General features: G+C 71.8%; 20 protein-coding genes. 12 read left to right on the top strand and 8 right to left on the bottom strand.

The window, feature by feature from the left end; genetic code table 11:
- The first annotated feature begins 128 nt into the window (after positions 1 to 128).
- The 4 genes from ACYVD5_RS16250 to ACYVD5_RS16235 all read left to right on the top strand — a co-directional run bounded on the left by ACYVD5_RS16250 (position 129) and on the right by ACYVD5_RS16235 (position 3,525).
- Positions 129 to 533 carry a DUF4244 domain-containing protein gene (locus tag ACYVD5_RS16250; protein WP_461001893.1) on the top strand — a complete coding sequence of 135 codons (405 nt, stop codon included), beginning with the start codon at positions 129 to 131 and terminating at the stop codon, positions 531 to 533.
- A complete protein-coding gene (locus ACYVD5_RS16245) occupies positions 511 to 933 on the top strand; it encodes a TadE family type IV pilus minor pilin (protein ID WP_461001892.1) in 423 nt (140 codons plus the stop codon). Before ACYVD5_RS16250 ends, ACYVD5_RS16245 begins: the two co-directional genes overlap by 23 nt.
- Positions 917 to 1,624: an Rv3654c family TadE-like protein gene (locus tag ACYVD5_RS16240; RefSeq protein ID WP_461001891.1), complete on the top strand. Its 708-nt coding sequence runs from the start codon at positions 917 to 919 to the stop codon at positions 1,622 to 1,624. The genes ACYVD5_RS16245 and ACYVD5_RS16240 overlap by 17 nt, the downstream gene beginning before the upstream one ends.
- Positions 1,625 to 2,202: 578 nt before the next feature.
- Positions 2,203 to 3,525, top strand: a complete 1,323-nt coding sequence (locus tag ACYVD5_RS16235; protein WP_461001890.1) for an MFS transporter — start codon at positions 2,203 to 2,205, stop codon at positions 3,523 to 3,525.
- A 346-nt stretch (positions 3,526 to 3,871) separates the two neighbouring features.
- Here the strand turns inward: ACYVD5_RS16235 and ACYVD5_RS16230 are convergent, their stop codons facing one another.
- The 4 genes from ACYVD5_RS16230 to ssd all read right to left on the bottom strand — a co-directional run bounded on the left by ACYVD5_RS16230 (position 3,872) and on the right by ssd (position 8,141).
- Positions 3,872 to 4,615, bottom strand: a complete 744-nt coding sequence (locus tag ACYVD5_RS16230) for a type II secretion system F family protein (RefSeq protein WP_461001889.1) — start codon at positions 4,613 to 4,615, stop codon at positions 3,872 to 3,874.
- Positions 4,616 to 4,648: 33 nt separating this feature from the next.
- On the bottom strand, positions 4,649 to 5,587 hold the full coding sequence (locus tag ACYVD5_RS16225; RefSeq protein WP_461001888.1) for a type II secretion system F family protein: 939 nt from the start codon (positions 5,585 to 5,587) through the stop codon (positions 4,649 to 4,651).
- Complete coding sequence (locus ACYVD5_RS16220) at positions 5,584 to 6,810, bottom strand: TadA family conjugal transfer-associated ATPase (RefSeq protein WP_461001887.1); 1,227 nt, start codon at positions 6,808 to 6,810, stop codon at positions 5,584 to 5,586. Before ACYVD5_RS16220 ends, ACYVD5_RS16225 begins: the two co-directional genes overlap by 4 nt.
- 179 nt (positions 6,811 to 6,989) lie before the next feature.
- On the bottom strand, positions 6,990 to 8,141 hold the full coding sequence (ssd, locus tag ACYVD5_RS16215) for a septum site-determining protein Ssd (RefSeq protein WP_461001886.1): 1,152 nt from the start codon (positions 8,139 to 8,141) through the stop codon (positions 6,990 to 6,992).
- Positions 8,142 to 8,581: 440 nt separating this feature from the next.
- On the opposite strand from ssd, the gene ACYVD5_RS16210 reads away from it, so the two are divergent.
- Positions 8,582 to 9,286, top strand: coding sequence for a sensor domain-containing protein (locus tag ACYVD5_RS16210; protein ID WP_461001885.1), 705 nt, complete (start codon positions 8,582 to 8,584; stop codon positions 9,284 to 9,286).
- A gap of 948 nt (positions 9,287 to 10,234) precedes the next feature.
- Here ACYVD5_RS16210 and ACYVD5_RS16205 read toward each other — a convergent pair.
- Positions 10,235 to 11,035 carry a Fic family protein gene (locus ACYVD5_RS16205; RefSeq protein ID WP_461001884.1) on the bottom strand — a complete coding sequence of 267 codons (801 nt, stop codon included), beginning with the start codon at positions 11,033 to 11,035 and terminating at the stop codon, positions 10,235 to 10,237.
- A 185-nt stretch (positions 11,036 to 11,220) separates the two neighbouring features.
- On the opposite strand from ACYVD5_RS16205, the gene acs reads away from it, so the two are divergent.
- The 4 genes from acs to ACYVD5_RS16185 all read left to right on the top strand — a co-directional run bounded on the left by acs (position 11,221) and on the right by ACYVD5_RS16185 (position 15,720).
- Positions 11,221 to 13,197 (top strand): acetate--CoA ligase, encoded by a 1,977-nt coding sequence (gene acs / locus ACYVD5_RS16200; RefSeq protein ID WP_461001883.1) that lies wholly within the window; start codon positions 11,221 to 11,223, stop codon positions 13,195 to 13,197.
- Positions 13,198 to 13,467: 270 nt separating this feature from the next.
- A complete protein-coding gene (locus tag ACYVD5_RS16195; protein ID WP_461001882.1) occupies positions 13,468 to 13,905 on the top strand; it encodes a phage holin family protein in 438 nt (145 codons plus the stop codon).
- A gap of 22 nt (positions 13,906 to 13,927) precedes the next feature.
- Positions 13,928 to 14,842: an alpha/beta fold hydrolase gene (locus ACYVD5_RS16190; RefSeq protein ID WP_461001881.1), complete on the top strand. Its 915-nt coding sequence runs from the start codon at positions 13,928 to 13,930 to the stop codon at positions 14,840 to 14,842.
- 212 nt (positions 14,843 to 15,054) lie between these two features.
- Positions 15,055 to 15,720 (top strand): DUF309 domain-containing protein, encoded by a 666-nt coding sequence (locus ACYVD5_RS16185; RefSeq protein ID WP_461001880.1) that lies wholly within the window; start codon positions 15,055 to 15,057, stop codon positions 15,718 to 15,720.
- Here ACYVD5_RS16185 and ACYVD5_RS16180 read toward each other — a convergent pair.
- Positions 15,717 to 16,406 carry a TetR/AcrR family transcriptional regulator gene (locus tag ACYVD5_RS16180; protein WP_461001879.1) on the bottom strand — a complete coding sequence of 230 codons (690 nt, stop codon included), beginning with the start codon at positions 16,404 to 16,406 and terminating at the stop codon, positions 15,717 to 15,719. The genes ACYVD5_RS16185 and ACYVD5_RS16180 overlap by 4 nt on opposite strands.
- A gap of 71 nt (positions 16,407 to 16,477) precedes the next feature.
- Between ACYVD5_RS16180 and ACYVD5_RS16175 the strand changes: the two genes are divergently transcribed.
- From ACYVD5_RS16175 to ACYVD5_RS16165, 3 genes are all read left to right on the top strand, one after another.
- Entirely contained in the window at positions 16,478 to 17,371 is an 894-nt protein-coding gene (locus ACYVD5_RS16175; protein WP_461001878.1) for an NmrA family NAD(P)-binding protein, read from the top strand.
- A gap of 718 nt (positions 17,372 to 18,089) precedes the next feature.
- Positions 18,090 to 20,465, top strand: coding sequence for a sodium-translocating pyrophosphatase (locus ACYVD5_RS16170; protein ID WP_461001968.1), 2,376 nt, complete (start codon positions 18,090 to 18,092; stop codon positions 20,463 to 20,465).
- Positions 20,466 to 20,757: 292 nt separating this feature from the next.
- Positions 20,758 to 21,231: a SixA phosphatase family protein gene (locus tag ACYVD5_RS16165; RefSeq protein WP_461001877.1), complete on the top strand. Its 474-nt coding sequence runs from the start codon at positions 20,758 to 20,760 to the stop codon at positions 21,229 to 21,231.
- Between the two features lie 183 nt (positions 21,232 to 21,414).
- On the opposite strand, the gene ACYVD5_RS16160 is transcribed toward ACYVD5_RS16165, so the two are convergent.
- The gene (locus ACYVD5_RS16160) at positions 21,415 to 21,990 is read right to left on the bottom strand and encodes an HAD-IA family hydrolase (RefSeq protein WP_461001876.1); all 576 of its coding nucleotides are present in this window, start codon (positions 21,988 to 21,990) and stop codon (positions 21,415 to 21,417) included.
- A gap of 338 nt (positions 21,991 to 22,328) precedes the next feature.
- On the bottom strand, positions 22,329 to 22,661 hold a 333-nt coding region (locus ACYVD5_RS16155; protein ID WP_461001875.1), incomplete at its 5' end, for a hypothetical protein.

The following is a 22,661-nucleotide window of genomic DNA, read 5'->3' as shown; positions in this document are numbered from 1 at the left end:
CGCGGGCGGGGCCGGTTGTGCACAGGCTGTGGATCCGACTTTCGTCCGGCACTCGCTCCAGGCGAATCTGGAATCGCACCGTGAGGATCACCTGACTCACGGTACGCACCGGTCGTTTGGAGGCAGCAGTGTCCGTTCGCTCCCCACTCTCCCCTCGCCCCCGTCCGCCCCTTTCCCGCCCCCAGGACCTCCGCTGGTTCCGGTCGCCTCCCCACCCCGATCGCCGCCCGAGCCGCGGGGGCGCCGCGTTCCGCCGCTGGACACCGCACCGGCTGCTGCTGCGGGCCGCGTTCGCCGTGTTCGCGGCCGCCGCCCGGACACCCACCGCGGTGTTGACCCGGCGCAACACCGGTTCCGCCTACCGGCCGAATCCCGCGTCCCGCGGCGACCGCGGCATGTCGACTGCGGAGTACGCCGTCGGCACGGTGACCGCCTGCGCGTTCGCCGCGGTGCTCTTCGCGATTCTGACCAGTGCCGAGGTACGCGACACGCTGACCCAGATCGTCACCGATGCGCTGCAGATCGACGGTTGACCGCGGAGGTGTCACGGCCGAGACCGCCGCCGCACTGCCGAGCCTGGTACTTGTGCTCGCCGTGGCCCTGACCGCCATCCAGGCGGGTGCGGTGCAGGTGGCCTGCGTCGACGCTGCGCGTGTCGGGGCGCGGGCGCTTGCCCGCGGCGAACCCGAGCCCACCGCCCGTGCTGCTGCGGTCCGAACCGCGCCCGATCCGGCCGATATTGCAATGTCCGAAACCGGGGGATTGGCGCGAGTCACCGTCACGGCACCGGTGCCGCTCGGCCCGCTGGGAAACCTGCCGATCGAAGCTGAAGCCCGGGCCGCCACCCCGCTGGAGGGCGGCGGCCCGCCGGGCACCGGGAACCCCGGCGGCACACAGGACGGAGGTGGTGGCGGCCATGCCCCGGCCGGTTGACGGGGGCGGTCCGATAAATCGCCGAGCAACCCGCACACTTCGGTTTCCGTGTCCGCCTTCGGCAGGATGCCGCGACCGCCACCGCTTGCGGCTTGCGGGCGATGCGGACAGATCGGCCGCCGCAAGCCGGTGGTGGGGCCGGCAAGCCCCATCCGCACCCGCCCGGGATTCGCGGATCCGCAGGCAGCGGCGCCTCCGGCACCGGTGCCGCGGGCATGGCCGCCGCGGGCTGCCCGGCGGCCGCCGCCGCGCCGATACCGGCTCCGCCACCGTGTGGGTGCTGACCCTGTGCGCCCTCGTACTGTTCGCCGCGGCGGCGGTCGCCCTGGTGACCGCCGTGCGCGTCGACCGCCACCGGGCATCGACCGCAGCCGATCTCGCAGCCATCGCCGGAGCCCAGCGCGCCGCCGAAGGGCGGCAGGCGTCCTGCAGCACAGCGCGATCGGTCGCCCAAGCCAACGGCGCGGCCATGACCCGGTGCAGCCTGGCCGGCGACCTTTCGCTGCGCGTAAGCGTGCGTGTGCAAGCGCGGCTGTGGACCGGTTCCGTAACGTCCCACGCCCGCGCCGGCCCGCACCGCTCGCCGTGGTCCTTACACACGCCACCGGCCGGCCCTGTCGTCCACCACCAAGCCATCCATCACCGGGTCACCCAGCACAAAGTCACCCAGCACAACGAACCGGCGCCGTAGGGACCGACCCCGGCAGGTCCCACGGCCAAGAGGGGAGCGGGGAGCGGCGGGAGGGGGAGGGGCGGGGGGAGGGCCCCGGGGGGAGAGGAAGGGCGAGCGGGACACCGCGAGAGCCGACACAGGGCTGTCCGCCCGGCCCGCCCGCCCGCCCGCGGCGGCGCGCGCCGCCGCGGGCGGCCCCGAGCGCGGCCCGCTCTGCCCGATGCGGCGTACCGGCGTGCGTTTAACAGCACCGGAGGTGGGCCGGCGCCCGGTGGCGCGGGTTGGCGGCGACCGTGCGGCCGGTCGGTGGTTGTCCGTCCAGCAGGCCGCCGAGGTCAGCGGGGCGGGCACGGATCCGGGCGGGGCGGGGCGCAGCGGGCTGAGCGAAAAACCGAGTGACAGCAGTGGGCCGCCACGGTAGCAATACGCAGGCCTGCAAACAGGTCGGTCCCAGTGGGGCGGCGCCGGGTGAGGGGCGGGCCCGTCGATGCGCCTACCGGGGGCGCTCCATGCCGGGACGGTTCAGCGGAGTGGGTGCGGAGCGGGCGCCGCGCCCGTAATCGCGCCTGCAGGGGTGGCGTATGGAGTGAGGACTCGTGGCCGGTTTGGACAGCGGTTCGGCACCTGACGACCGCGGAATCAGCGGGTTGCGCCTGCTTCGGACGAATCCGTCCTTCCGCGCGCTCTTCTCGGCCCGCGCTGTCTCGTGCACCGGCGAGGCGGTCGGTCTGGTCGCGCTGATGCTGTTCGTGGCCGACTCCACCGGCAGGGGAATCGCGGTTTCGATCCTGCTGCTGGTCGGGGATTTCGTCCCGGCACTGCTCGCGCCGTTGACCGGGGCGATCGGCGACCGCTTGGACCGCAGGCGGGTGATGATCGCCTGCGAACTGGCGCAGGCCGCGCTGCTGCTGCTGATCGCGCTGTCCTTGCCGCCGCTGCCGCTGCTGCTGCTCTTGGTGGCCGTGCGTGCGACCGCGGGCCAGGTGTTCCTGTCGGCCTCGCGTGCGGCGGTGCCCGCCCTGGTCCGCGGCCGCGACCTGGAATCGGCCAACTCCTGCGTAGGGTTCGGCACCAACGGCGCCGAGGCGGCAGGCCCCCTGCTGGCGGCCGTGCTGTTCCCGTTCCTAGGGACCACGGGCGTACTGCTCGGTGCGGCGGCCTCCTACGTCCTCTCCGCGTTCGTCCTGACCGCGTTGTCGGAGCTGCCTCCGGAAGACCACCGGCGGCAGTCGGCTTCCCTGCTGGCCGACGCCCGCGAAGGGGTCGGCTACGTCTGGTCGATCCGGCCGGTCCGGCTCGTCGTGCTCGGGTTCTGCCTGGTAGTGGCGTTCAACGGCATCGACGACGTGGCGCTGGTGCTGCTGGCCACGGAGACCCTTGGCGCGGGCGACTCGGCCGTGGGTCTGCTGCTCGGCGCCGTCGGTCTGGGGCTGATCGCCGGCTACGCGCTACTCGCCCGGCTGGGGCCGCGCGCCGCGCTGCCGGTCTTGCTGGTCGTCGGGTTCGGGGTGAGCAGCCTGGGCAACCTGCTGACGGGTCTGGCCTGGGCGGTGGCTGCCGTGTTCGCCCTACAGGCCGTCCGCGGGATCGGGATCGCGGCGATGGACGTGGCCGCGAACACGCTGCTGCAGCGCCTGGTGCCGGCAAGGATGCTCGGCCGTGTATTCGGCAACCTCGCCGGCACGGTGGGGGTGGCCGCCGGGCTGTCGTACCTGGCGGGCGGGCTGCTGCTGGACGCCACCTCGGCCTCTTTCACTTTCATCGCCGCGGGTGCGGGCGGATGCCTGGTCACAGTCGCCGTGGCGCTGTCCTTGCCGCGAGTGCTGCCCCGCGGCGCTCTTGCCGCCGGTGGCGACAGCGGTGCGGACGCTGCCGATGGCTCCGGTCATCGGCTCGGCGACGAACCGCACCCGGGTTGAAGGCGGGAAAGCGCCGACAGGCCGAGCAGTCCGGGGGCCGCGCCCGACACCTTCAGTACGCCGTTCGGGTGGCGCTTCCCTGGAGGGGAGCGACCAGTATTCGCACGGGATCGTGCCCCCTGGCGAGGGCGCGGATCGCGGCCAGTGCCATGGGCACCATGCAGCGGTCGTAGCGACACCGCTCAACTGAGCCGCCCAACCGTGCCTCGCACTGATCACCGCGGAACGCGGCCGCCTCACACAGGGAGCTCCCAAGCAGCGGGGTGCGCTCTCGCGGTTGTTCAACCCCAAAACCCGCTGTTCAACCCCAAAACCCGCAACCCCCAACCCGCCACCCGGCGAATGATCACGGCAATGTCAGCCCTGAGACGAGGCCGGCAGCGAGCGGAACCACGCCGATGAGGACGAACGCGGGCAGGAAGCAGAGCCCCAGCGGGGCCGCGCTCAGCACGCCGAGGCGTTGGGTGCGGGTCAGGGCACGGACTCTGGCGGCGTCGCGGAGCTCGGCAGCGTGGCGTTCGAGAATGGCGGCGACCGGCGCGCCGGTCTCGGCGGCGCGGGCGAGCGCGCGCCCGACCGCCTCGAACTCCTCGGGACCGTTGGCGGATCTCCATGCGGTGCGCGGGTCGGCGCCGAGACGCAGCTGTTCGGCGACAGTGCTGAGTGAGTGTCCCAGCGGCCCGCCGATGGCTTCGGCGGCGGCCGCCAGCACGTCCTCCGGCGCGCCACCGGCACGTAGGCCCGCGACCAGCAGTTCGACCGTAACGGGTAGTCCCGCCAATATCCGGGCGCGGTCGGCGCGCGACCCGGTGTGCTGATCGCCGCGGGCCAGACGCCACCGCAGGGCGGCTGCGGCCGGCAGACCGACCAGGACCGCCACCGGCGGCCCGGCCATGAACAGCAGGGTCAGCGCGGGTACCAGCGGCACACACCACAGCAGCAGGGCGCGCCCCAGCCGCGAACGCGTGCGGACCCAGGGCGCACTGCGCGGGCGCGCGGGTGCGGCGGGGCGCAGGAACCGCAGCCGCCGCAGGGCGCGGCGGCGCGGGGACTCACCCCAAAGCAGCAGCACCGCGGCGGTGCCTGACATGACAACCGCGGCTCCGAGAAAGGACACCCTCGCTCACTCCGTTTCAGACAGCACGCCGCGGACCATTCGGTGTGTCCAGAACAGGCCCGCCGCGTCGAGCGTGAGACCGCCCGCCAGGCACAACAGCCCGGTGGGCGTGGTGAACAGGAAGGCCAGCGGCGAGCCGCCCAGGGCGCTCGCCATGGCGAGACCCAGTACGGGCAGGGCGCTGAGCAGTACAGCGGTGGCACGCGGCCCGGCGAGTTGGGCGCCGAGTTCGCGCCGCTGCGCCTCATCCGCCGCCAGCGACTCCGCCAACCGGTCCACAATGTCGGCGGCCCGCGCGCCGGTACCCGCCGCTACGCGCAAACAGGCGGCAAGGTAGGCGAGCCCGCCCGCGCCGCGTTGGGTGGCCAGTCTGCGCAACGGCGGCACGATGTCGTGCCCGCTGCGCGCGGCCGTACACAGTGGGGCGAGCTCGCCGGCCGACTCGGGGTCGAGTTCAGCCACCGCGGATTCCAGCGCAGGTCCGGGTTCGCGGCCCGCACGCAGTTCGGCGGCCAGGACCCGGCACAGCTCGACGACCGCACGCCGCCGCCGCGCCTGCACCCGCCCTAGCGCGAAGCCGAGCCGCGACCGCAGGCGAGCGGCCCACAGGAGCAGGTACCGGCGGCCCGCGCTTGCCGGGGCACGGGTGTGTTCGGCGCTGCCCAGCCGCCGCAGCCGGAGGATCGACGGGCTGGGCAGCAAGCTGGTCGCAATCGCCCCAGCGGCCCCCAGACCCAGCAGCCACCACGAGTGTTCGGCCAGCCGGTACGCCGCAGACCCCAATGAATCGGTGAGCTGTCCGGGCAGGTACGGCAAGAGGAGCCCCGGCCCGTCGCCACCGGAGCCGCCGTCCAGCCCGCCACTGGCGGCAGCACCCCCGGCTCCGCCGCCAATCCAGCCGGAACCCCAACCCTCGCCGGATCCGCCGACCGCCGCGCCGGTCATGGTGCGGATTCCGGCGCGGGACCGCGCCAATCGCGGCCGATACGCGACATCAGGTCGGGCAGCGCCGGATGCTCGGTGAGCACGCCATCCGGGCCGAACGTTGCAGCAGGCAGCGCGTGCACAGTGCCCGCCGTATCGCGTCGCAGCACGCAGACCTCGGCGACGCGCCGGGTGCCGCCCGCGGTGCGCGCCAGGTGCACGATGAGCACCCGGGTGGCGGCCAACTGGCTGTGCACTGCTTCGCGGCTGAGGCCCGCCGCGCAAGCGAGTGCCTCAATACGCGCGGGCACGTCGACCGCGGCGTTGGCATGGACGGTGCAGCAGCCGCCATCGTGGCCGGTGTTCAACGCGTTCAGTAGGACAACAGCTTCGGTTCCCCGGACCTCGCCGACCACGAGCCGGTCGGGGCGCATGCGCAGCGCTTGCCGCACCAGGTCGTGCAAGCCGACCTCGCCGGTGCCTTCGATGTTGGGCGGACGCGCCTGCAACCGGACCACGTGCGGATGGTCGGGGCGGAGCTCGGCGGAGTCCTCGACCAGCAGCAGCCGTTCGGTTGGGGCGCTGAGCGATAGCAGGGTGGACAGCAGCGTGGTCTTGCCGGTCGCGGTGCCGCCCGAAATGAGGAACGCCGTGCGGGAAGTGACGATGGCGCGCAGCAGCCGCGCCCCGATCGGGGGCACGGTGCCCGAGGCCACCAGTTCGGGCAGCGTGAACACGGAGTGCCGCGGCAGGCGCAACGACACGCACACACCCTCGGGGGCGACCGGAGGTAGCACAGCGTGGAAACGGGCGCCGCTCGGCAGTTTGGCGTCGACCCAGGGAGCGGCGGTGTCGAGGCGGCGTCCGGCTTGGGCGGCGAGCCGCTGGGCGAGGCGGCGCAGCGATGCGTCGTCGGCGAACCGGATACCGCCCGCGGTGCGCAGCCCTGAGCCGTCGTCGATCCACACCTGGTCGGGGCCGTTGACCAGGATGTCGGTGATGCGGGGGTCGCTGATGAGCGGGTCGAGCGGCCCGGCGCCGGAGAGGTCGGCCCGCAGCAGCCGGACGAGGGACAGCACTTCGGCATCGCCCAGCGCGGTGCCTTCGGCGCGCACGGCTGCGGCGACCCGGGCGGGAGTGGGGTGGCCGCCCTCGCGCGCCAGGCGCGTGCGCACGGCGGCGAGCAGGCGCGGATCGACTCCCGCGTGCGGAGGCGGATCCGGGGATTGCGCCGGTGTGGTCATAGCGGACGCCGGTCCATGTCGGGGGTCCTTTCTGCGCGGTGCTGGTGGGTTCGGCCTGGTGCTGCTGGGGGTATCGGGCGCGCCGGCCGCCGCCGGTGCTCCCGGTGGTCGGCCGCGCCATGGCGCGGTGCCGGCGCCTGCCGTGCCGCCGCTTGCTGCGGCGCCGACGGCACGACCGCCTACTGCGATGCCGCCGGTGCAGGTTCCGCCGCGCCGTGCCGCTGTTGCACGGCCGGGGCCGGCCGGTGGTCGGTGCCGGGCGGGTCGGTGCGCAGGAGGTCGCTGAGCAGGCGGTCGGCGAATCCGTGCAGCGGGGAAGCGCGGGATCCGGTGGAGGGCGCGCCGCGCCGCAGGCTGCGCAGGGGTCTGCGTTCGGTGCGGAAGGAACCGCTGAGCGGGAGGTTCAGTGTCCGGGCGATGTCGGGTGCCGAGATTTCGGTGCCGAATTCGCGGACCACCAGGCGGACCTCGGCGGCCGCGCGCCGCAGCCGCGGCACCATGCGCGCGGCGGCGAATACGGCTGGGAGGTCGGCGGGCACGATCAGCAGGGCCGCCGAGGTGCGGCGCAGCGCTTCGTCGGCCGCCGGATCGGGGGCGCGCGGAAGATCGGCGACGACGAGGTCGGATCCGCGGGCAGCGCAGGTGAGCACGGCGCGCATTGCGGCGGGCGGCACGGCGGCAGCGGGCCCCTGTTCCCAGGTGACGAGCGGGGTGCCGCACACGGCGGGCAGCCGCGCGCGCAGAGCCGCCCAGTTCAGCCGACCTTCGCGTGCGAGGAGGTCGCCCCAGCGGTCTCCCGGGGCCTGTTCGCGACCGAGTTGGGCATCGAGGCCACTGCCCAGGGGGTCGGCGTCGATGAGGGCGCTGTGCAGCCCTGCCCGCTGCGCGGCGAGGGCCAGTGCGAGCGCAAGCAGGCTTGCGCCCGCACCGCCGCGCCCGCCGACCACCGAAACCACGGGCGAGTGTCCTGCGCGGGCGTGGGCGGATTCGGTGAGCAGGCCTGCGAGCCGGGATTCGTCGTGCGGCAGGGACAGGACGGCTTCGGCACCCGCGCGCAGCGCGGATTCCCAGACGTGTGTGCCGCGGGCGCCGGCGCCGAGCCCTGCCGCGACGACGTGGCGCCTGGGGGCGGGATCGAGTTCGGCGGCTGCGGAAAGGAGATCGGTGCCGACGACGACCAGCGGAGCCCGCTGCCATTCGGGCACCGCCTGGGCCGCGTGGTGGGCCACGGTGGCCTCGACACCGGCCGCGGCCGCCAGGCGCAGCAGATCGTCGAGCAGGTCGGGGTCGTCGGTGACGAACAGGGGACGCGCAGGTGCAGGTGTGTTCATGGGCCTCGGGCCTCCCGGAGCAAAGTGGCTTACTCCAAGGTCGGCCGCCGGGCACCACGGAGGAAAGTCCGATCCCGAGCCTGTGGACAAGTGGGCACGACGATGCGGGGGGCCGCCGGGGGACCCCTTATTTCAAGTCAAGCCGATCCCGCCCCCACACCACCAACCCGATCCACCGACCTGTGGACAACGGCCCCCGTCTCCCGCCGGTTGCCCTTCCCCGGTGGCCGAACCTTCTCTGGCAGCGGGGTTTTGGCGCCTTTCCTCCGCGGCACCCTTCCCCGGCGTCCGTGGCGGGCACCGGCCCCGGGACGTGGGCTTGTGGGAATGCGGCGGCCCGGGAGCGCGGTCAGTTTGTCCGGGGGGTGGTGCGCGCACCACCCCCATTCGGCGTCTGCGCGCCAGTGAACCGGCGGGCCGGGGTTGCCAGTATCCGTGTCATGAGTTCGATCCTGTACCGCCTCGGTGCCGACACCCGATACACGCTGCTCTCCCTCCCTCTGTCCATCATCGGTTTCACCCTGGTCGTGACCGGCCTTGCGCTCGGAGCCGGGCTGCTGCCGATTGCGGTGGGGATTCCCATCGCCGCTGTCACCCTGCGGATCGCCCGCGGTTTCGCCATGATCGACCGGGCCTGGCTGAGCCATGTCCAGGCGGTCCCGACCCAGCCCCCTTACTATCGGCCCGTCCCCGCCGATGCCGGGGCTTGGGCGCGGCTCATCCACCCGTTGCGCTGTGCTCAGAGCTGGGGCGACGCGCTGGGTGCCGTGCTGCGGCTGCCGGTTGTGGTGGTTGCCTTCAGCGTCACCGCCGCCTGGTGGGGGTTGGCGCTGGGCGGCCTGCTCTATCCGCTTTACGGCGCTGTTCTGGAGCGCATCCCCGGAAACAGGACCTTGGCCGAGTTGGCGGGGTTGGGCGAGGGCCTGTTGCCGGCCACGCTGCTCTCAGTTGCCATCGGGGTCGCGGCCGCGTTCACGCTTCCTGCGGTGGCTCGTTTCGGCGCACTGCTCCTTGCGAGTGTGGGACAGGGCCCCAGAGCGGGGGCGGGCGGTGCGGGGAACGGCCATTACCGAATGGCGCAGGGACCGGCCGACAACGGTGCGGGGAGTGCGTGGCAGTCCGCTGTTGCGGCGCCCGGTCGCTGAACATTCGCCGAACCCGGCTTCGTTCGCGTGCACCCAAGCAATGCACGCGCGCCGTATTGGCCATTGGTATCAATGGATTCCGCCGACCGAGGACGCGTCGGCAGGCGGAATCCGTACGCCCGCGCTGATTGGTGCCCTGCGCGGGCGATGAGCTGTGCGCTGGGCCGGCGATGGGCGCGCGGTACCGGCAAGGCGGTACAGGTGAGTGCAGGACTATCAGGAGTACAGGACCGGAAAATATCGACGGCCCCCGCCGGGGGGATAGCGGGGGCCGTCGGACGGTCCGGCTCCGGGGGGGGTAGAGCCGGTACCGTTCCGGGATAAGTCTCCGGACGATGTGCGCGTGACCGATAAGCCGTGCAGCGGCCGGGTTCGGGTGCACGGACGGAGGTCGCGAGCACATCGTCACATAAACGGGGAAATCGCACCAGATGCGACCAAGGCGGACTCTCTTTGGGCGGGGCGCACGAAGGAGGGGAACACTGAGGGGAGCTGCGCCCTTGCCCGAATAATAGGTATAGCACGGGACGCTACCATGCCGAATTGGCACCCAGTGGAGATCTTTGACCTGCCGGGGTCTTTTCAGTGTCCGCCAGTTGGCGTACAAAGGAAGCACAAGGTGGATTGATGGTCCACCGCACACGGAGGCCGGGTACCCACGCGTCACCAAGCCGCGGGAGGCTCGTCCAGGTCAGGGAGAAATCCCTGTTCGGACTCTGAGTATGCACGCATGATAGCCCGGTGGCCCGTGGCAGCGGCGGCGCCTCGGCCCGGGCCCCTGCGGGGGCGGTCGGGGTGCCGTCCTCTTTTTGCGTAGGAGTTACCAAAACGGGCAAATCATTACTTTTCGCAACAGTGAAAAGTGATCGGATTGAGATAGCGATCAGCGCGTTCTCCCGTGCGCGGGCCATCCCGGCACTCCGGCCCCACCGCGCGCGGCGGCGCGGCTCAGCCGCGCTGCAGCGCCTCGCAGGTGGCGAGGGAATCCCGGGCTCCGGCCGCGACCGACCGGCAGCAGTGCACCACCCAGCCCGCCACTCCATCCGGGGTGCCGGCCAAGTATCCGCGCAGGGCCGGCCCGTAATCCTCGCGCAGTTCGAGATAGCCCAGTTCGGTGGGCGCCAGCGATTTGGGATCGAGGCCCCGCGCGATCAGTGTGAGCCGCTCGGCGGCGCGCGCGACCATGCCGTCGCCCCAGCCGAACGGGCGCAGCGCCGCCAGTTCGCCGTGCACGATGGCGCCGACCACGAGGGCGGGCACCGCGGCGCGCGCGGCCAGCAGGGAGTCCAGGGCATCGAGCCGGGCCGCGACCTCAGCGGGCGCCGGCGCAGGGCCGAGCCCGAGCGGGTCGCCGGCGGGTTCGCCGCCGGTCCGGGGCCTGCCCAACCGGTCCTCGCCGACCCCGTCGGCGGCCACCAGGGCGTGCAGGCGGGCGAGCACCTGGCGGGGCGCCTTCGGCCAGGTCTCGGCGAGCTGGCCGAGTTCGCCGGAGACCCGCAGCGCACCCTTGACCCGCGGGTCGCCGCTGCGGCCCGCGCGGACCTCTTCGAGATCGGCGTCGGCGCCGTCGAGCACGGCCGAGGCGCGGGCGCCGCGCAGCGCGGACTCCATGGAGACGTCGCTGCTGCGCCGCCGCAGGATGCGGTGGCCCAATAGCCGGTCGACGACAGCGCGCGCCTCATGGACTGCGGAGTCGACGCCGGGGAGGCTGGCAACCTGCTGCAGGGGCTCATCCGGGGCTGCGTTCACGGCACCAACCCTACTCACCGGTAGGAGATGTCCGTCCACAGGCCGTAAGGGACCGCCCGTTCCCAGGGGAGACCGTCCGTCCACAGTCCGGCAGGAGCCTCTTGTATGTTGCTGCCGACACTTGATGAAGTGGGCTCTACCACAGGATTTGCGCTGTGGAATCTAATCAGTAAGGAGACTTAACAGTGGCAGAGACTCCACAGGGGCAGGGTCAGGAGACACTGTCCAACCTTCTTCAGGAGTCCCGGAGCTTCCCGCCCCCCGCGGATCTCGCCGCAGACGCGAACGTGCAGGCCGACGCCTACGACGCCGCCTCCGCCGACCGGCTGCGCTTCTGGGAGGACCAGGCCCGCAGGCTCCAGTGGGAACAGCCGTGGAACAGTGTCCTCGACTGGAACCCCCCATTCGCCGAGTGGTTCACGGGCGGAACCCTCAACGCCGCGGTGAACTGCGTCGACCGGCACGTCGACGCCGGAAACGGCGACCGGGTCGCCTACTACTGGGAGGGCGAACCCGGCGATACCCGCACCATCACCTATGCCGACCTCAAGGACATGGTCTGCCAGGCGTCCAACGCCATGCTCGAACTCGGGGTCGGCAAGGGCGACCGCGTCGCCATCTACATGCCGATGATCCCCGAGACCGTGGTCGCCATGCTCGCCTGCGCCCGCATCGGCGCCGTGCACATGGTGGTCTTCGGCGGCTTCTCGGTCGACGCACTGGGCACCCGCCTCGACGACAGCGAGGCCAAACTCGTCGTCACCGCCGACGGCGGTTACCGCCGCGGCAAGCCCAGCTCCCTCAAGCCGGCCGTCGACGGCGCCGTACGCGACCGCCCCGCCGTCGAGAACGTGCTTGTCGTGCGCCGCACCGGCCAGGACGTCGAATGGGGCGACCGCGACGTCTGGTGGCACGACATCGTCGACCGCCAGCCCACCGAACACGCGGCCGAGGCCCACGACTCCGAACACCCGCTGTACATCATGTACACCAGCGGCACCACGGCCAAGCCCAAGGGCATCCTGCACACCACCGGCGGCTACCTCACCCAGGTCTCCTACACCCACTGGGCGGTCTTCGACCTCAAGCCCGAGACCGACATCTTCTGGACCGCCGCCGACATCGGCTGGGTCACCGGCCACTCCTACATCGTCTACGGCCCGCTCTCCAACGGCGCCACCTCGGTGATGTACGAGGGCACGCCCGACACCCCGCACAAGGGCCGCTTCTGGGAGATCGTGCAGAAGTACGGCGTCTCCATCGCCTACATGGCCCCCACGGCCATCCGCACGTTCATGAAGTGGGGCGAGGAGTACCCGGCCCAGTTCGACCTTTCCAGCCTGCGGGTGCTCGGCTCGGTCGGCGAGCCCATCAACCCCGAGGCCTACATGTGGTACCGCACGCACATCGGCGGCGGCCGCACCCCGATCGTCGACACCTGGTGGCAGACCGAAACCGGCGCGATCATGGTCGCGCCGATGCCCGGCATCACCCACGGCAAGCCCGGAGCGGCCATGCAGCCCATCCCGGGCGTGGTCGCCGACGTCGTCGACGAATCCGGCGAATCCGTGCCCAACGGCGCCGGCGGCTTCATCGTGGTCCGCGAACCCTGGCCCTCCATGCTCCGCGGTATCTGGGGCGACCCTGAGCGCTACAAGAAGACCTACTGGTCGCGCTTCGAGGGCCTGTACTTCCCTGGCGACGGCGCCAAACGCGACGAAGACGGCGACCTGTGGCTGCTCGGCCGCGTCGACGACGTCATGCTGGTCTCGGGCCACAACATCTCCACCACCGAGGTCGAATCGGCCCTGGTCGCCCACAGCAAGGTCGCCGAGGCGGCCGTCACCGGCGCCAGCGACCCGGTCACCGGCCAGGCCATCGTCGCCTTCGTCATCCTCCGCAGCGAGGCCGGCGACGGCGGTGCCGACCTCGTCCAGGAACTCCGCGACCACGTGGCCGCGCGCTTGGGCCCCATCGCCAAACCCCGCCAGATCCTGGTGGTGCCGGAGCTCCCCAAGACCCGCTCCGGCAAGATCATGCGCCGCCTGCTCAAGGACGTCGCCGAGAACCGCGAACTGGGCGACGTCTCCACGCTCACCGACGCCCAGTCTGTCCAGACGCTCAAGGAGGCGTTCCAAGAAGCGGGCAAGAGCGACGACTAGCCGCTCACCCGGCGGGCAGTGTCCATGGCATGGTGTCCGCGGCCGGCGGTGCGGCGGCAGGGCCGCCGCAACCCCGGCCGAACCGGGGCCGGTGCGCGCACCCGGAACGCCTCCGGGCGCACGCATCGGCCCCGGAGCGCGGCCCGCGTTGCGCACGGCCGCCGGGGTGCGCCGCCCCGCGCCCGGGCGCAGGGCGGCGTGGAGGAACGCGTGTGACACGGGATGTGCGAGGATGCTGCAGATGTCTGCCGAGTGAAGGGAGCAGTCTCCATGCCCGAGACCCGATCGGGTGGCCAGGAGCCTGAGGAGTTCGACGCCGCCGAACACTCCCTGGGCGAACTCGTCTCCGAGGCGAGCGGGAACATCTCCCAGCTGGTGCGCCTGGAGCTTCAGCTCGCGAAACTGGAGCTGGCCCGCGACGTCCAGAAGGTCGGCAAGGGCGCCGGGTTCACCATGGTCGCCGCCGTGCTGGGCCACATGTTCCTCATCCTGGTCGCGATCACCGCCGGCCTGGGCATCATGGCCGCGGGGGTGGCGCCCTGGCTCTCCTTCCTGATCGTCACCGTGGTCTTCCTGCTGCTGGCCGCGCTGTTCGTCCTCCTCGGACTGCGCCAGTTCCGCAACCGCCAAGGGCTCCCGCGCACCAGCGCCACCATCGCCGAGTCGATGTCGCTGTTCAGCCGCAACCACCAGTCCTCCGGCAACTGACCAGGCGCGGGCCCGGCACGCCGTGACCGAGGAGTCGGCCGTCCTGATCGACGGCCCATGGAAGCACCGCACCGTGAGCGCGGCCGGCACCCGGTTCCATATCGCCGAGGCCGGCCAAGGGCCGCTGGTACTTCTCCTGCACGGCTTCCCCCAGTTCTGGTGGTCCTGGCACGGCCAACTGACCGCGCTGGCCGACGCCGGCTACCGGGCCGTCGCCGTCGACCTGCGCGGCTACGGCGCCAGCGACAAGCCTCCTCGCGGCTACGACCTCGTCACCCTCGCCTCCGACTCCGCGGGCCTGGTCCGCGCGCTCGGCGAGGCCGAGGCCATCGTGGTCGGACACGCCACCGGCGGCATGCTCGGCTGGACCATGGCCGCCTACTTCCCCAAGACCGTGCGCCGCCTGGCCGTGCTGTCGATGCCGCACCCGCGGCGGCTGCGCGCGGCCATGGCCACCCGCGGCCAGGGCTGGGCGGGCCGCCACCTGCTGGGCTTCCAAGTGCCGATCGTGCCGGAACGCCGGCTCACCGCCGACGACGCCCAGCAGGTCGCCGACATGCTCCGCGCCTGGTCGCGGCCTGGCTGGCCCGACCCCGAGACCGAACGCCACTGCCGCGACGCCTTCCAGATCCCCGGTGTGGCGCACAGCGCCCTGGAGTTCCACCGCTGGCTCGTCCGCTCCCAGGCGCGCCCCGACGGCCGCCGCTACATGCGCCGGATGCGCCGCCCCGTCCCGGTGCCGACCCTGCACATCCACGGCGAGCTCGACCCCGTGGTGCTGCCCGAGACCGCCCGCGGATCCGGCCGCTACGTCGAGGCCCCCTACCGGTGGCGCATGATCCGGGGCGCCGGCCACTTCCCCCACCAGGAACGCCCCGACCTGTTCGATCCGGCACTGCTCGGCTGGCTGGCCGACCCGGAACCCGAGATGACCTGATCGGCGGACCCGCGGACCCGCGGACCCGCGGACCCGCGGACCGGCCCGGCCCGCTCGTCGCGCCCGCCGCGCCCGGCCGTGCGCGCCGGTTGGCGGCCCGCGTTGCGAGGGCCCCGCAACGCGGTGTGCACAATGGGCGTAGCGGCTGGTATCGGACAGCGGCTTGTACCGGACACGGCATAGGGCGACGGCATGGATACAGGAGCGACGGGATGAGCGACTCCGCACGGAGCGGACGGGACCGCAACCCGCAGGGCAGCGCGCAGAACCAGCGTCCGCGCGACCGTTTCGGCCGCCCGCTGCCGCACGGCTCCCCGGGTGTTCCCCGCGTCCCCGACGACGCCGTGTTCACCCCTGAGGAGGGCCTGACCGAGGCGCAGCGCCTGCTCGACGACGGCTACGCGTTCCATGCCCACGAGGTTCTCGAAGCCGTCTGGAAGGCGGCCGACGAGCCCGACCGCGAGCTGTGGCGGGGCCTGGCCCAGGTCGCGGTGGGCCTCACCCACGCCCAGCGCGGCAACCGTGTCGGGGCCGCACGCCTGCTGCGGCGCGGCGCCGAGCGCGTGGTCGCCTACGGCCCCGAGGCCCCCGACGGTGTCGACGCAGTCGGCGCGGCGGCCTTTGCCCGGTCCGTCGCCGACCGGCTGGACGAGTTGGACCACATGGAGGGCGAGGACCGGGTCGACACCCCGCAGAACCCCAACGCGCCCGGCGATGCAACCGGATCGGTGGCTCCTGCCGGAGAAGGCGGCCCCGGCGGGCGCGGGACCGCGCAGAGCAGCGACGACCCGCAGAGCCCGGTCGGCCCCGACATCGCCCGCGACACCCTGACCATCGACACCAGCGGATTGCGGCTGCGCCGCGCCGACGCGCGTTAGGCCGGGTCCGGCCGGGTGCCCGGTCGCGCGGCGGCGCCGCTTCCCGAAGGCAGCGACTCCTGGACCAGGCGGCGGATCGCGTCCAGGTCCACGTCCTCGGCCAGGGTTTCGGTCTCGGGCGTCCGCTTGATCACCGGCTCGGTGTTGAGCAGCGTGCGCAGCAGCCGCGGCAGCACGGCCCGGCTGAGCAGTTCCCGGGCGAGGGCGGTGCTTTCGGCGCCGTCCAGCCCGTACTGCTCGGCGAGGTAGGCGCCGAGTCGTTCGGTGTTGTGGCCGAACATGGCGTCGAAGTACGCGTTGGCGCTGCCGGGCAGCCGTTCGGCTTCGGCGATGCTTAGCCGGCAGGTCCGCACCTGGGGTTCCCACACCATCGTCTGCAGGAACCGCCCGCAGAACAGCGACACCGCCTCAGCGGGGTCCGCGGAGTAGGCGCCGGGAGTCTGCATCTTGGCGAGGTGCAGTTCGTGGACCAGTTCCAGGACCGCGAGGAACAGCTTGTCCTTGCTCTCGAAGTGCGCGTACAGCGACCGCTTGGACGTTTTGGCGCGCACCGCGACGGTGTCCATGGAGGCCCGTTCGTAGCCGCTCTCCAGGAACACCTCCTTGGCCGCGAACAGGATGTGGCGCCGCAGCTCGTCTCCGCGCCGTTGTTCACCCCGCTTGCGCGGCTGCCGCTCTCGGGTCATCGCCTTGCATCTCCAAAAGTAAACGGTACAGTTGAGTTTACTAACCGGCGCCCCGTTCTCATGGAGACCGCATGATCGTCATCACCGCTCCCACAGGCAACATCGGGCACCAGGTCCTCGGCCACGTCCTCGCCGGCGACCAGCCGGTCCGGGTCGTCGTGCGCGACCCGGCCAAGCTGCCGGCCGCCGTTCGCGACCGGGCCGAGGTCATCCAAGGTTCGCACGGCGACCCCCAGGTCGCCGCCCGCGCCTTCGCCGGCGCCGACGCCCTGTTCTGGCTGCTGCCGAACAATCTCGCGGCCGCCGGTGTCGAGGAGTCCTACCTGGACTTCACGCGTCCCGCCGCCGCGGCAATGCGCAGCCAGGGCATCAACCGGGTCGTAGGGGTGACCGCCCTGGGGCGCGGCACCGCTTACGCCGACAAGGCCGGGTTCGTGACCGGATCGCTGGCCATGGACGACCTCATCACCGGCACCGGAGTGGCGTACCGCGCCCTGGCCCTGCCCGGCTTCATGGACAACATGCTGCGCCAGGCGCGGGTGATCAAGGAACAGGGCAGGTGCTACGACGTCATCTCCCCCGACCGCAAGCTGCCGGCCGCGGCAACCCGCGACATCGCCGCCATCGCCGCCCGCCTGCTCCTCGACGCTTCCTGGACAGGCCAGGAGGAGGTCCCCGTCCTCGGCCCCGAAGACCTCTCCTACAACGAGATCGCCGCCATCGCCTCCGAGGTGCTCGAAACCCCGGTGCAGTACGAGCGGATCCCCGGCGAGGCGCTCAGGGACCGGATGACCGGCTTCGGGGCCTCCGAAGCCATGGCCCAGGCCATGCTGGACATGATGGCCGCCAAGGACAACGGGCTGGACGCCGGCATCGCCCGAACCCCGCAGCACGCCATCGACGCGCCCACCACGTTCCGGCAGTGGTGCGCGGAGGTCCTCAGGCCCGCGGTGCAGGCGGCCTGAGCCCGGCTGCCGCGGTGCGGCAGCGCAGCAATGAGCCGCCGTAGGAGTTGCGCGGAGTCGCCGGGGCGGGACGCAGCGGCTTGCCCCGGCCCCGCCCCGGCGTGCCCTGCGACACATCGGCGCCGTACCGGTGGCGCCGCACGCCCGCGGTGCGGTTTGCTGTACGTGCAGGGACGGCGCACCGCCCGGGCCGCGCACAGCCCGGGCCGCAGAGCCGGCCCCGGCCGCGCACCCACGCATGAGCACAGGTTCGGCAAGCGTGCGCACCGCCCGCCGCGCCGGAGGCAACCAAGCCCCGCGCAGCGCGCCGACTTCCTCCCTTTATGCGCGGTTTATTGCGCTGTGTCGCATTAACTGGCATTTCGCGACAAATATGGAAAATGCGGCTATTGGAAGTAATGATAAAAATATCCGCATTCTAAGATCACCGTGTGATCACATTCGCCCGCGCAATGCCGAACTTGCCGACCCGCACTCACGTTTTCCGATACCGGTGCGTAGAATCCCCGAACACCGTTCTCGTCCGGTGCGGCGAAACGGCCTACAAACCGTGTTGGTGGCACCCGCATGACCCTGCCGGGCGCGCCGTCGGTCCTGCTCAGGCATGCAGGCGGCGGCCGCACGACGCGCGGGGCCAAAACGTGCCCGTCTCTAGGAGGACGGATTGTCTGGGCTCACCCAAGCCGCCGATGGCGGCCCGGCCCTGGCCTTGGACGGCATGAATTTCACGCTGGTCGCCGTGGTGCTGGCAGTGGCGCTTCTCGCCCTTGCCGTCGCCGGATGGCTGGTCCGTGAAGTTCTCGCCGCAGGCCAGGGCACCGAGCGTATGCAGAACATCGCGCGCGCGGTCCAGGAAGGGGCGGCGGCATATCTCAAACGCCAGTTCCGCACCCTGGCCGTATTCGTCGTCCTCATACCCCTGCTGCTGTTGCTGCTGCCCGCCGACGACATCTGGGTGCTGATCGGGCGCTCGGTGTTCTTCGCCCTCGGCGCCGCCTTCTCCGCCCTGACCGGATTCATCGGCATGTGGCTGGCGGTGCGCGGCAACGTCCGCGTCGCCGCAGCGGCGCGCGACGGCGGCGAACACTCTGCGATGCGGATCGCCTTCCGCACCGGCGGGGTCGCCGGCATGTTCACCGTCGGCCTGGGGCTGCTGGGCGCCTCCGTCGTCGTCCTCATCTACGGCGGCGACGCACCCAACGTGCTGGAGGGCTTCGGATTCGGTGCGGCACTGCTCGCGATGTTCATGCGAGTCGGCGGCGGCATCTTCACCAAGGCCGCCGACGTCGGCGCCGACCTCGTCGGCAAGGTCGAACAGGGCATCCCCGAGGACGACCCCCGCAACGCCGCGACCATCGCCGACAACGTGGGCGACAACGTCGGCGACTGCGCGGGCATGGCCGCCGACCTGTTCGAGTCCTACGCCGTCGTGCTGGTCGCCTCGCTCATCCTCGGCCGGGTCGCCTTCGGCGTCGAAGGGCTGGTCTTCCCGCTGCTGGTGCCCATGATCGGTGTAATCACCGCCATCATCGGCATCTTCATCGTCGCGCCGCGCGCCCGCGACAAGACGGCGATGAGCGCCATCAACCGCGGCTTCTTCATCTCCGCGGTCATCTCCGCCGTGCTGGTCGCCATCACCGCCTTCGCCTACCTGCCCAGCAGCTTCGCCGACCTCACCGGGGCCGGCGCGGACACCCAGGGCCTGCCCGGCGACCCGCGCCTGGTGGCCGTGGGCGCGGTACTGGTCGGCCTGGTGCTGGCAGCGGCCATCCAACTGCTGACCGGCTACTTCACCGAAACCGACCGGCGCCCCGTCAAGGACATCGGCGAAAGCTCGGAGACCGGTGCGGCCACCGTCATCCTCTCCGGGATCTCGGTGGGGCTGGAATCGGCCGTCTACTCCGCGGTGCTGATCGCCGGTGCCGTCTACGCGGCCTTCCTGGTCGGCAGCGCCTCGGTCACACTCAGCCTCTTCGCCGTCGCCCTGGCCGGGACCGGCCTGCTGACCACGGTCGGCGTCATCGTCGCGATGGACACCTTCGGCCCGGTCGCCGACAACGCCCAAGGCATCGCAGAGATGTCCGGAGATGTCGAAGGCAGGGGCGCCGACGTCCTCACCAGCCTCGACGCGGTCGGCAACACCACCAAGGCCATCACAAAGGGCATCGCGATCGCCACAGCGGTGCTCGCCGCCACCGCACTGTTCGGCGCCTTCCGGACCGAGGTCGAGGAGGCACTTACATCCGTCGGGGAGGACGCGTCGACGTTCAGCCTCTCCATCGACGAACCCAACGTGCTGGTCGGCGTCATCATCGGCGCCTCGGTCGTCTTCCTGTTCTCCGGCCTGGCGATCATGGCGGTGGGCCGGGCCGCCGGACGCGTCGTCATGGAGGTCCGCGAGCAGTTCCGCAACCGCCCGGGCATCATGGACGGCACCGAGAAACCCGAATACGCGCGGGTCGTCGACATCTGCACCCGCGACTCGCTGCGGGAACTGGTCACCCCTGGGCTGCTCGCGGTGCTCACACCCATCGCGGTCGGGTTCGCCCTCGGCTATGCACCGCTGGGCGCGTTCCTCGGCGGAGCGATCGCGGCCGGCGCCCTGATGGCGGTCTTCCTCGCCAACTCCGGCGGAGCCTGGGACAACGCCAAGAAGCTGGTCGAAGACGGCCACCACGGCGGCAAGGGATCCCAGGCCCACGAGGCCACCGTAATCGGCGACACGGTCGGCGACCCGTTCAAGGACACCGCCGGCCCGGCGATCAACCCGCTGCTCAAGGTGATGAACCTGGTGGCGCTGATCATCGCGCCGAGCGTCGTGATGTTCGCCGACGACTACGCCCTGCGCGCCGGGATCACCGCGGTGGCAGTGGCGGTGATCATCGGCGCCATCGTATGGTCCAAGCGCCGCGGCGGCGATATCGCCGCCGCCGACCGGCCGGTGGAGGAACGCGGCAACGGCCCCGAACCGGAATCCGCCGGCGCGGTCGGCTCCGGCGAGCCGGGCGCAACCGGTGCCGGCGGCAGCGCCGGCACCGCGGAGTCCGAACGCAAGGAGGAGGCGCGCGCCGCCGACACCGCTGGCGAGGAGTAATACCCCGCACACCGGCACCGCGCCACCAAGGGGTGCGGGTGCCCGGCCCGCACCGGCCGGGAGCCCGCACCCCTCGGCGTATCGGCGCATGCGGGGGAGGTCGGCGGTGCAGGTCAGCGGGCGGAAGCGCAGGGGGGCCGCGTTCGGTGCCGGCGACCCCATAAGCTGAGCGGCGAAGAAACGCGCTGGAGGGAAGTCACCTGTTGTCGGGAATGAAAGGGCTGGCCATCGTCGTCGGCGCCATGCTCGGATTCATGGCGCTGATAGCGGTTGTGGCCACGGTGCTGTCGCCATGACGAAACGACTGATCGTGCTCCGCCACGCCGAGACCGAGCCGCTCGTGGACGGTTCCGACCACGAGCGTCCGCTGACGGCAACGGGCCGCGAGCAGGCGCGCGCTGCGGGCGTCTACCTCGCCGAGGGTGCTCTGTTCCCCGACCGGGCCATCTGCTCGACGGCGCTGCGCACGCGCCAGACCATGGAGCTGGTCGCCGAGGCGCTCCCGCACTCCCCGGCCGTCGACTACGAACGGGACGCCTACGGCGCGGACGTCCCGGCGATGCTGGAGCTGATCTCGCGCACCGACCCGGAGGTGGGAACCCTGCTCGTGGTGGGACACAACCCCACCGTGGCCCAGGTCGTCGCGGCGTTCATGCCCGACGACCCGCTGGTTTCCTTTCCCCCGGCCGGCCTTGCCGTGGTCGACCTGGAAGTCGAGTGGCTCTACGCCGCTCCGGGCACCGGTGTCGCCCGGCTGCTGACTTGAGCCGGTCCGGCCGGACCTGACATGACGTGCCCGGCGCCGCGCACGGCCGCGCCGCCGGGCACTGGGCACACTGCATCAGGCGGCGGTCAGCTCCAGCAGCCCCGTGACGACGTCGCCGAGGGTGTCGCCTGCGGCATCGGGGGCGGCGAACACGTCGCCGTACCGCCCTTCGAGCCTGCGGCATCATCCGGCCAGGCAGCCGGCCCGTTTCGCCCCGTGGCAGTCCCAGGCGTGCACTGCGACCAGGGCCAGATGTTCGGGCGGGGTCTGCAGAGCGGCAGCGGCTGCGTGGTAGACCTCGGGCGCCGGTTTCCAGACGCCGGCCTCTTCGGCGGTGACGACCCTGTCGACAAAGCGGTCCAGCCCTGAGGACGCCAGGAAACGGGCGGTGGCGGCCGGGCCGCCCATGGTCAGGCAACCGATGCGCACCCCGGCCCCGTGGAGCCGGCGCATGGCCGGCTCGGCGTCGGAATGTGCGGGCAGTTCGCTGAAACCGTCGAGCACGTGGCTGATGCCGTCCTCGGACGCGGTGTTGCCGGATGCGGTGCGCAGCGCCTGCCGGGCCACGTCGGGAAACGGCCGCAATTCGCCGCTGAGCGCCAGCGCCATGCAGTCGCGCTGGGTGCGCAGGAACCACGGGCGGAGCAGGTCGGCGGGTTGGCCGATCTCGGCGAAGCGCCCACTGAGCGGCTCCAGGTCGATCAGGGTCTCCAGGACGTCGAACGCCACGGCGTAGGGATGGTGGGGATGCACGGCCATGTCGGTCTCCCTTTGGGACTTGCCGCCTCGGACAACCGGTGAGCAGGACCACAGCCGACCCGCCGGCGGTCACCCCGCGCGGGCGGCACGGTTCGGCCGCCTCCGCTGGTCCGGTGGTTCTCTCCCAGGACACAGGCTGTTCAAAATCGTGCGGGAAGTTGGGCTGACGGGTCGTCACAGACCCACTCGCCGCGGCCGCCGGTCCCCAAACATCGGCCCTGCGGCGCACACGGACCGGCCTATGCCGCGTGCGGGTTTGCGCATGCCGCCAGGACGGCTATAGTCGGTCGAGTCGCTGCGGTCCGGCCCCGAAGGGTGCCGCGGACCAAAGCGGCGGTTCACTCGGTCGGTGGCCGTCCTCGCATGGCCCGGACCGCATCCGCATGGTTCAGCCACCCCGTTCGGTATGGCAGGATTGATTTCTGTCCGCCGAAAGCGGGCGGGAATTTTGCAGGTGAATCGGACTTCTTTTCGCAAATTCGCCGATTTGGCGGGGTGCGGGGAGCCTGATAAAGTGAAGACATAACAAAGAGCGGATGCCCGCCGCCTTCCAAACGGAAGACGAACGGAAATCCGCCGGGAAAATGCCCGTCTCTTGGGAAGAGCTTGAGCGGGCCCGCCACCGGGCGGGCCGGAGCTTGTACCGGATGAACGGTTGCTTCTTGAGAACT

Source organism: Streptomonospora sediminis, from assembly GCF_054778995.1.
Note: the sequence above shows the minus strand (reverse complement) of the source record. Positions and strands in the feature narration are given on the sequence as shown.

Excerpts from the sequence above, each read along its gene's own strand:
- ACYVD5_RS16170 (WP_461001968.1), top strand. The coding sequence starts at position 18,090 with ATGAATTTCACGCTGGTCGCCGTGGTGCTGGCAGTGGCGCTTCTCGCC.
- ACYVD5_RS16220 (WP_461001887.1), bottom strand. The coding sequence starts at position 6,810 with ATGACCACACCGGCGCAATCCCCGGATCCGCCTCCGCACGCGGGAGTC.
- ACYVD5_RS16245 (WP_461001892.1), top strand. The coding sequence starts at position 511 with ATGCGCTGCAGATCGACGGTTGACCGCGGAGGTGTCACGGCCGAGACC.
- ACYVD5_RS16180 (WP_461001879.1), bottom strand. The coding sequence starts at position 16,406 with ATGACCCGAGAGCGGCAGCCGCGCAAGCGGGGTGAACAACGGCGCGGA.
- ACYVD5_RS16185 (WP_461001880.1), top strand. The coding sequence starts at position 15,055 with ATGAGCGACTCCGCACGGAGCGGACGGGACCGCAACCCGCAGGGCAGC.
- ACYVD5_RS16195 (WP_461001882.1), top strand. The coding sequence starts at position 13,468 with ATGCCCGAGACCCGATCGGGTGGCCAGGAGCCTGAGGAGTTCGACGCC.
- ACYVD5_RS16160 (WP_461001876.1), bottom strand. The coding sequence starts at position 21,990 with ATGGCCGTGCATCCCCACCATCCCTACGCCGTGGCGTTCGACGTCCTG.
- ACYVD5_RS16240 (WP_461001891.1), top strand. The coding sequence starts at position 917 with ATGCCCCGGCCGGTTGACGGGGGCGGTCCGATAAATCGCCGAGCAACC.
- ACYVD5_RS16225 (WP_461001888.1), bottom strand. The coding sequence starts at position 5,587 with ATGACCGGCGCGGCGGTCGGCGGATCCGGCGAGGGTTGGGGTTCCGGC.
- ssd (WP_461001886.1), bottom strand. The coding sequence starts at position 8,141 with ATGAACACACCTGCACCTGCGCGTCCCCTGTTCGTCACCGACGACCCC.
- ACYVD5_RS16165 (WP_461001877.1), top strand. The coding sequence starts at position 20,758 with ATGACGAAACGACTGATCGTGCTCCGCCACGCCGAGACCGAGCCGCTC.
- ACYVD5_RS16175 (WP_461001878.1), top strand. The coding sequence starts at position 16,478 with ATGATCGTCATCACCGCTCCCACAGGCAACATCGGGCACCAGGTCCTC.
- ACYVD5_RS16210 (WP_461001885.1), top strand. The coding sequence starts at position 8,582 with ATGAGTTCGATCCTGTACCGCCTCGGTGCCGACACCCGATACACGCTG.
- ACYVD5_RS16230 (WP_461001889.1), bottom strand. The coding sequence starts at position 4,615 with ATGTCAGGCACCGCCGCGGTGCTGCTGCTTTGGGGTGAGTCCCCGCGC.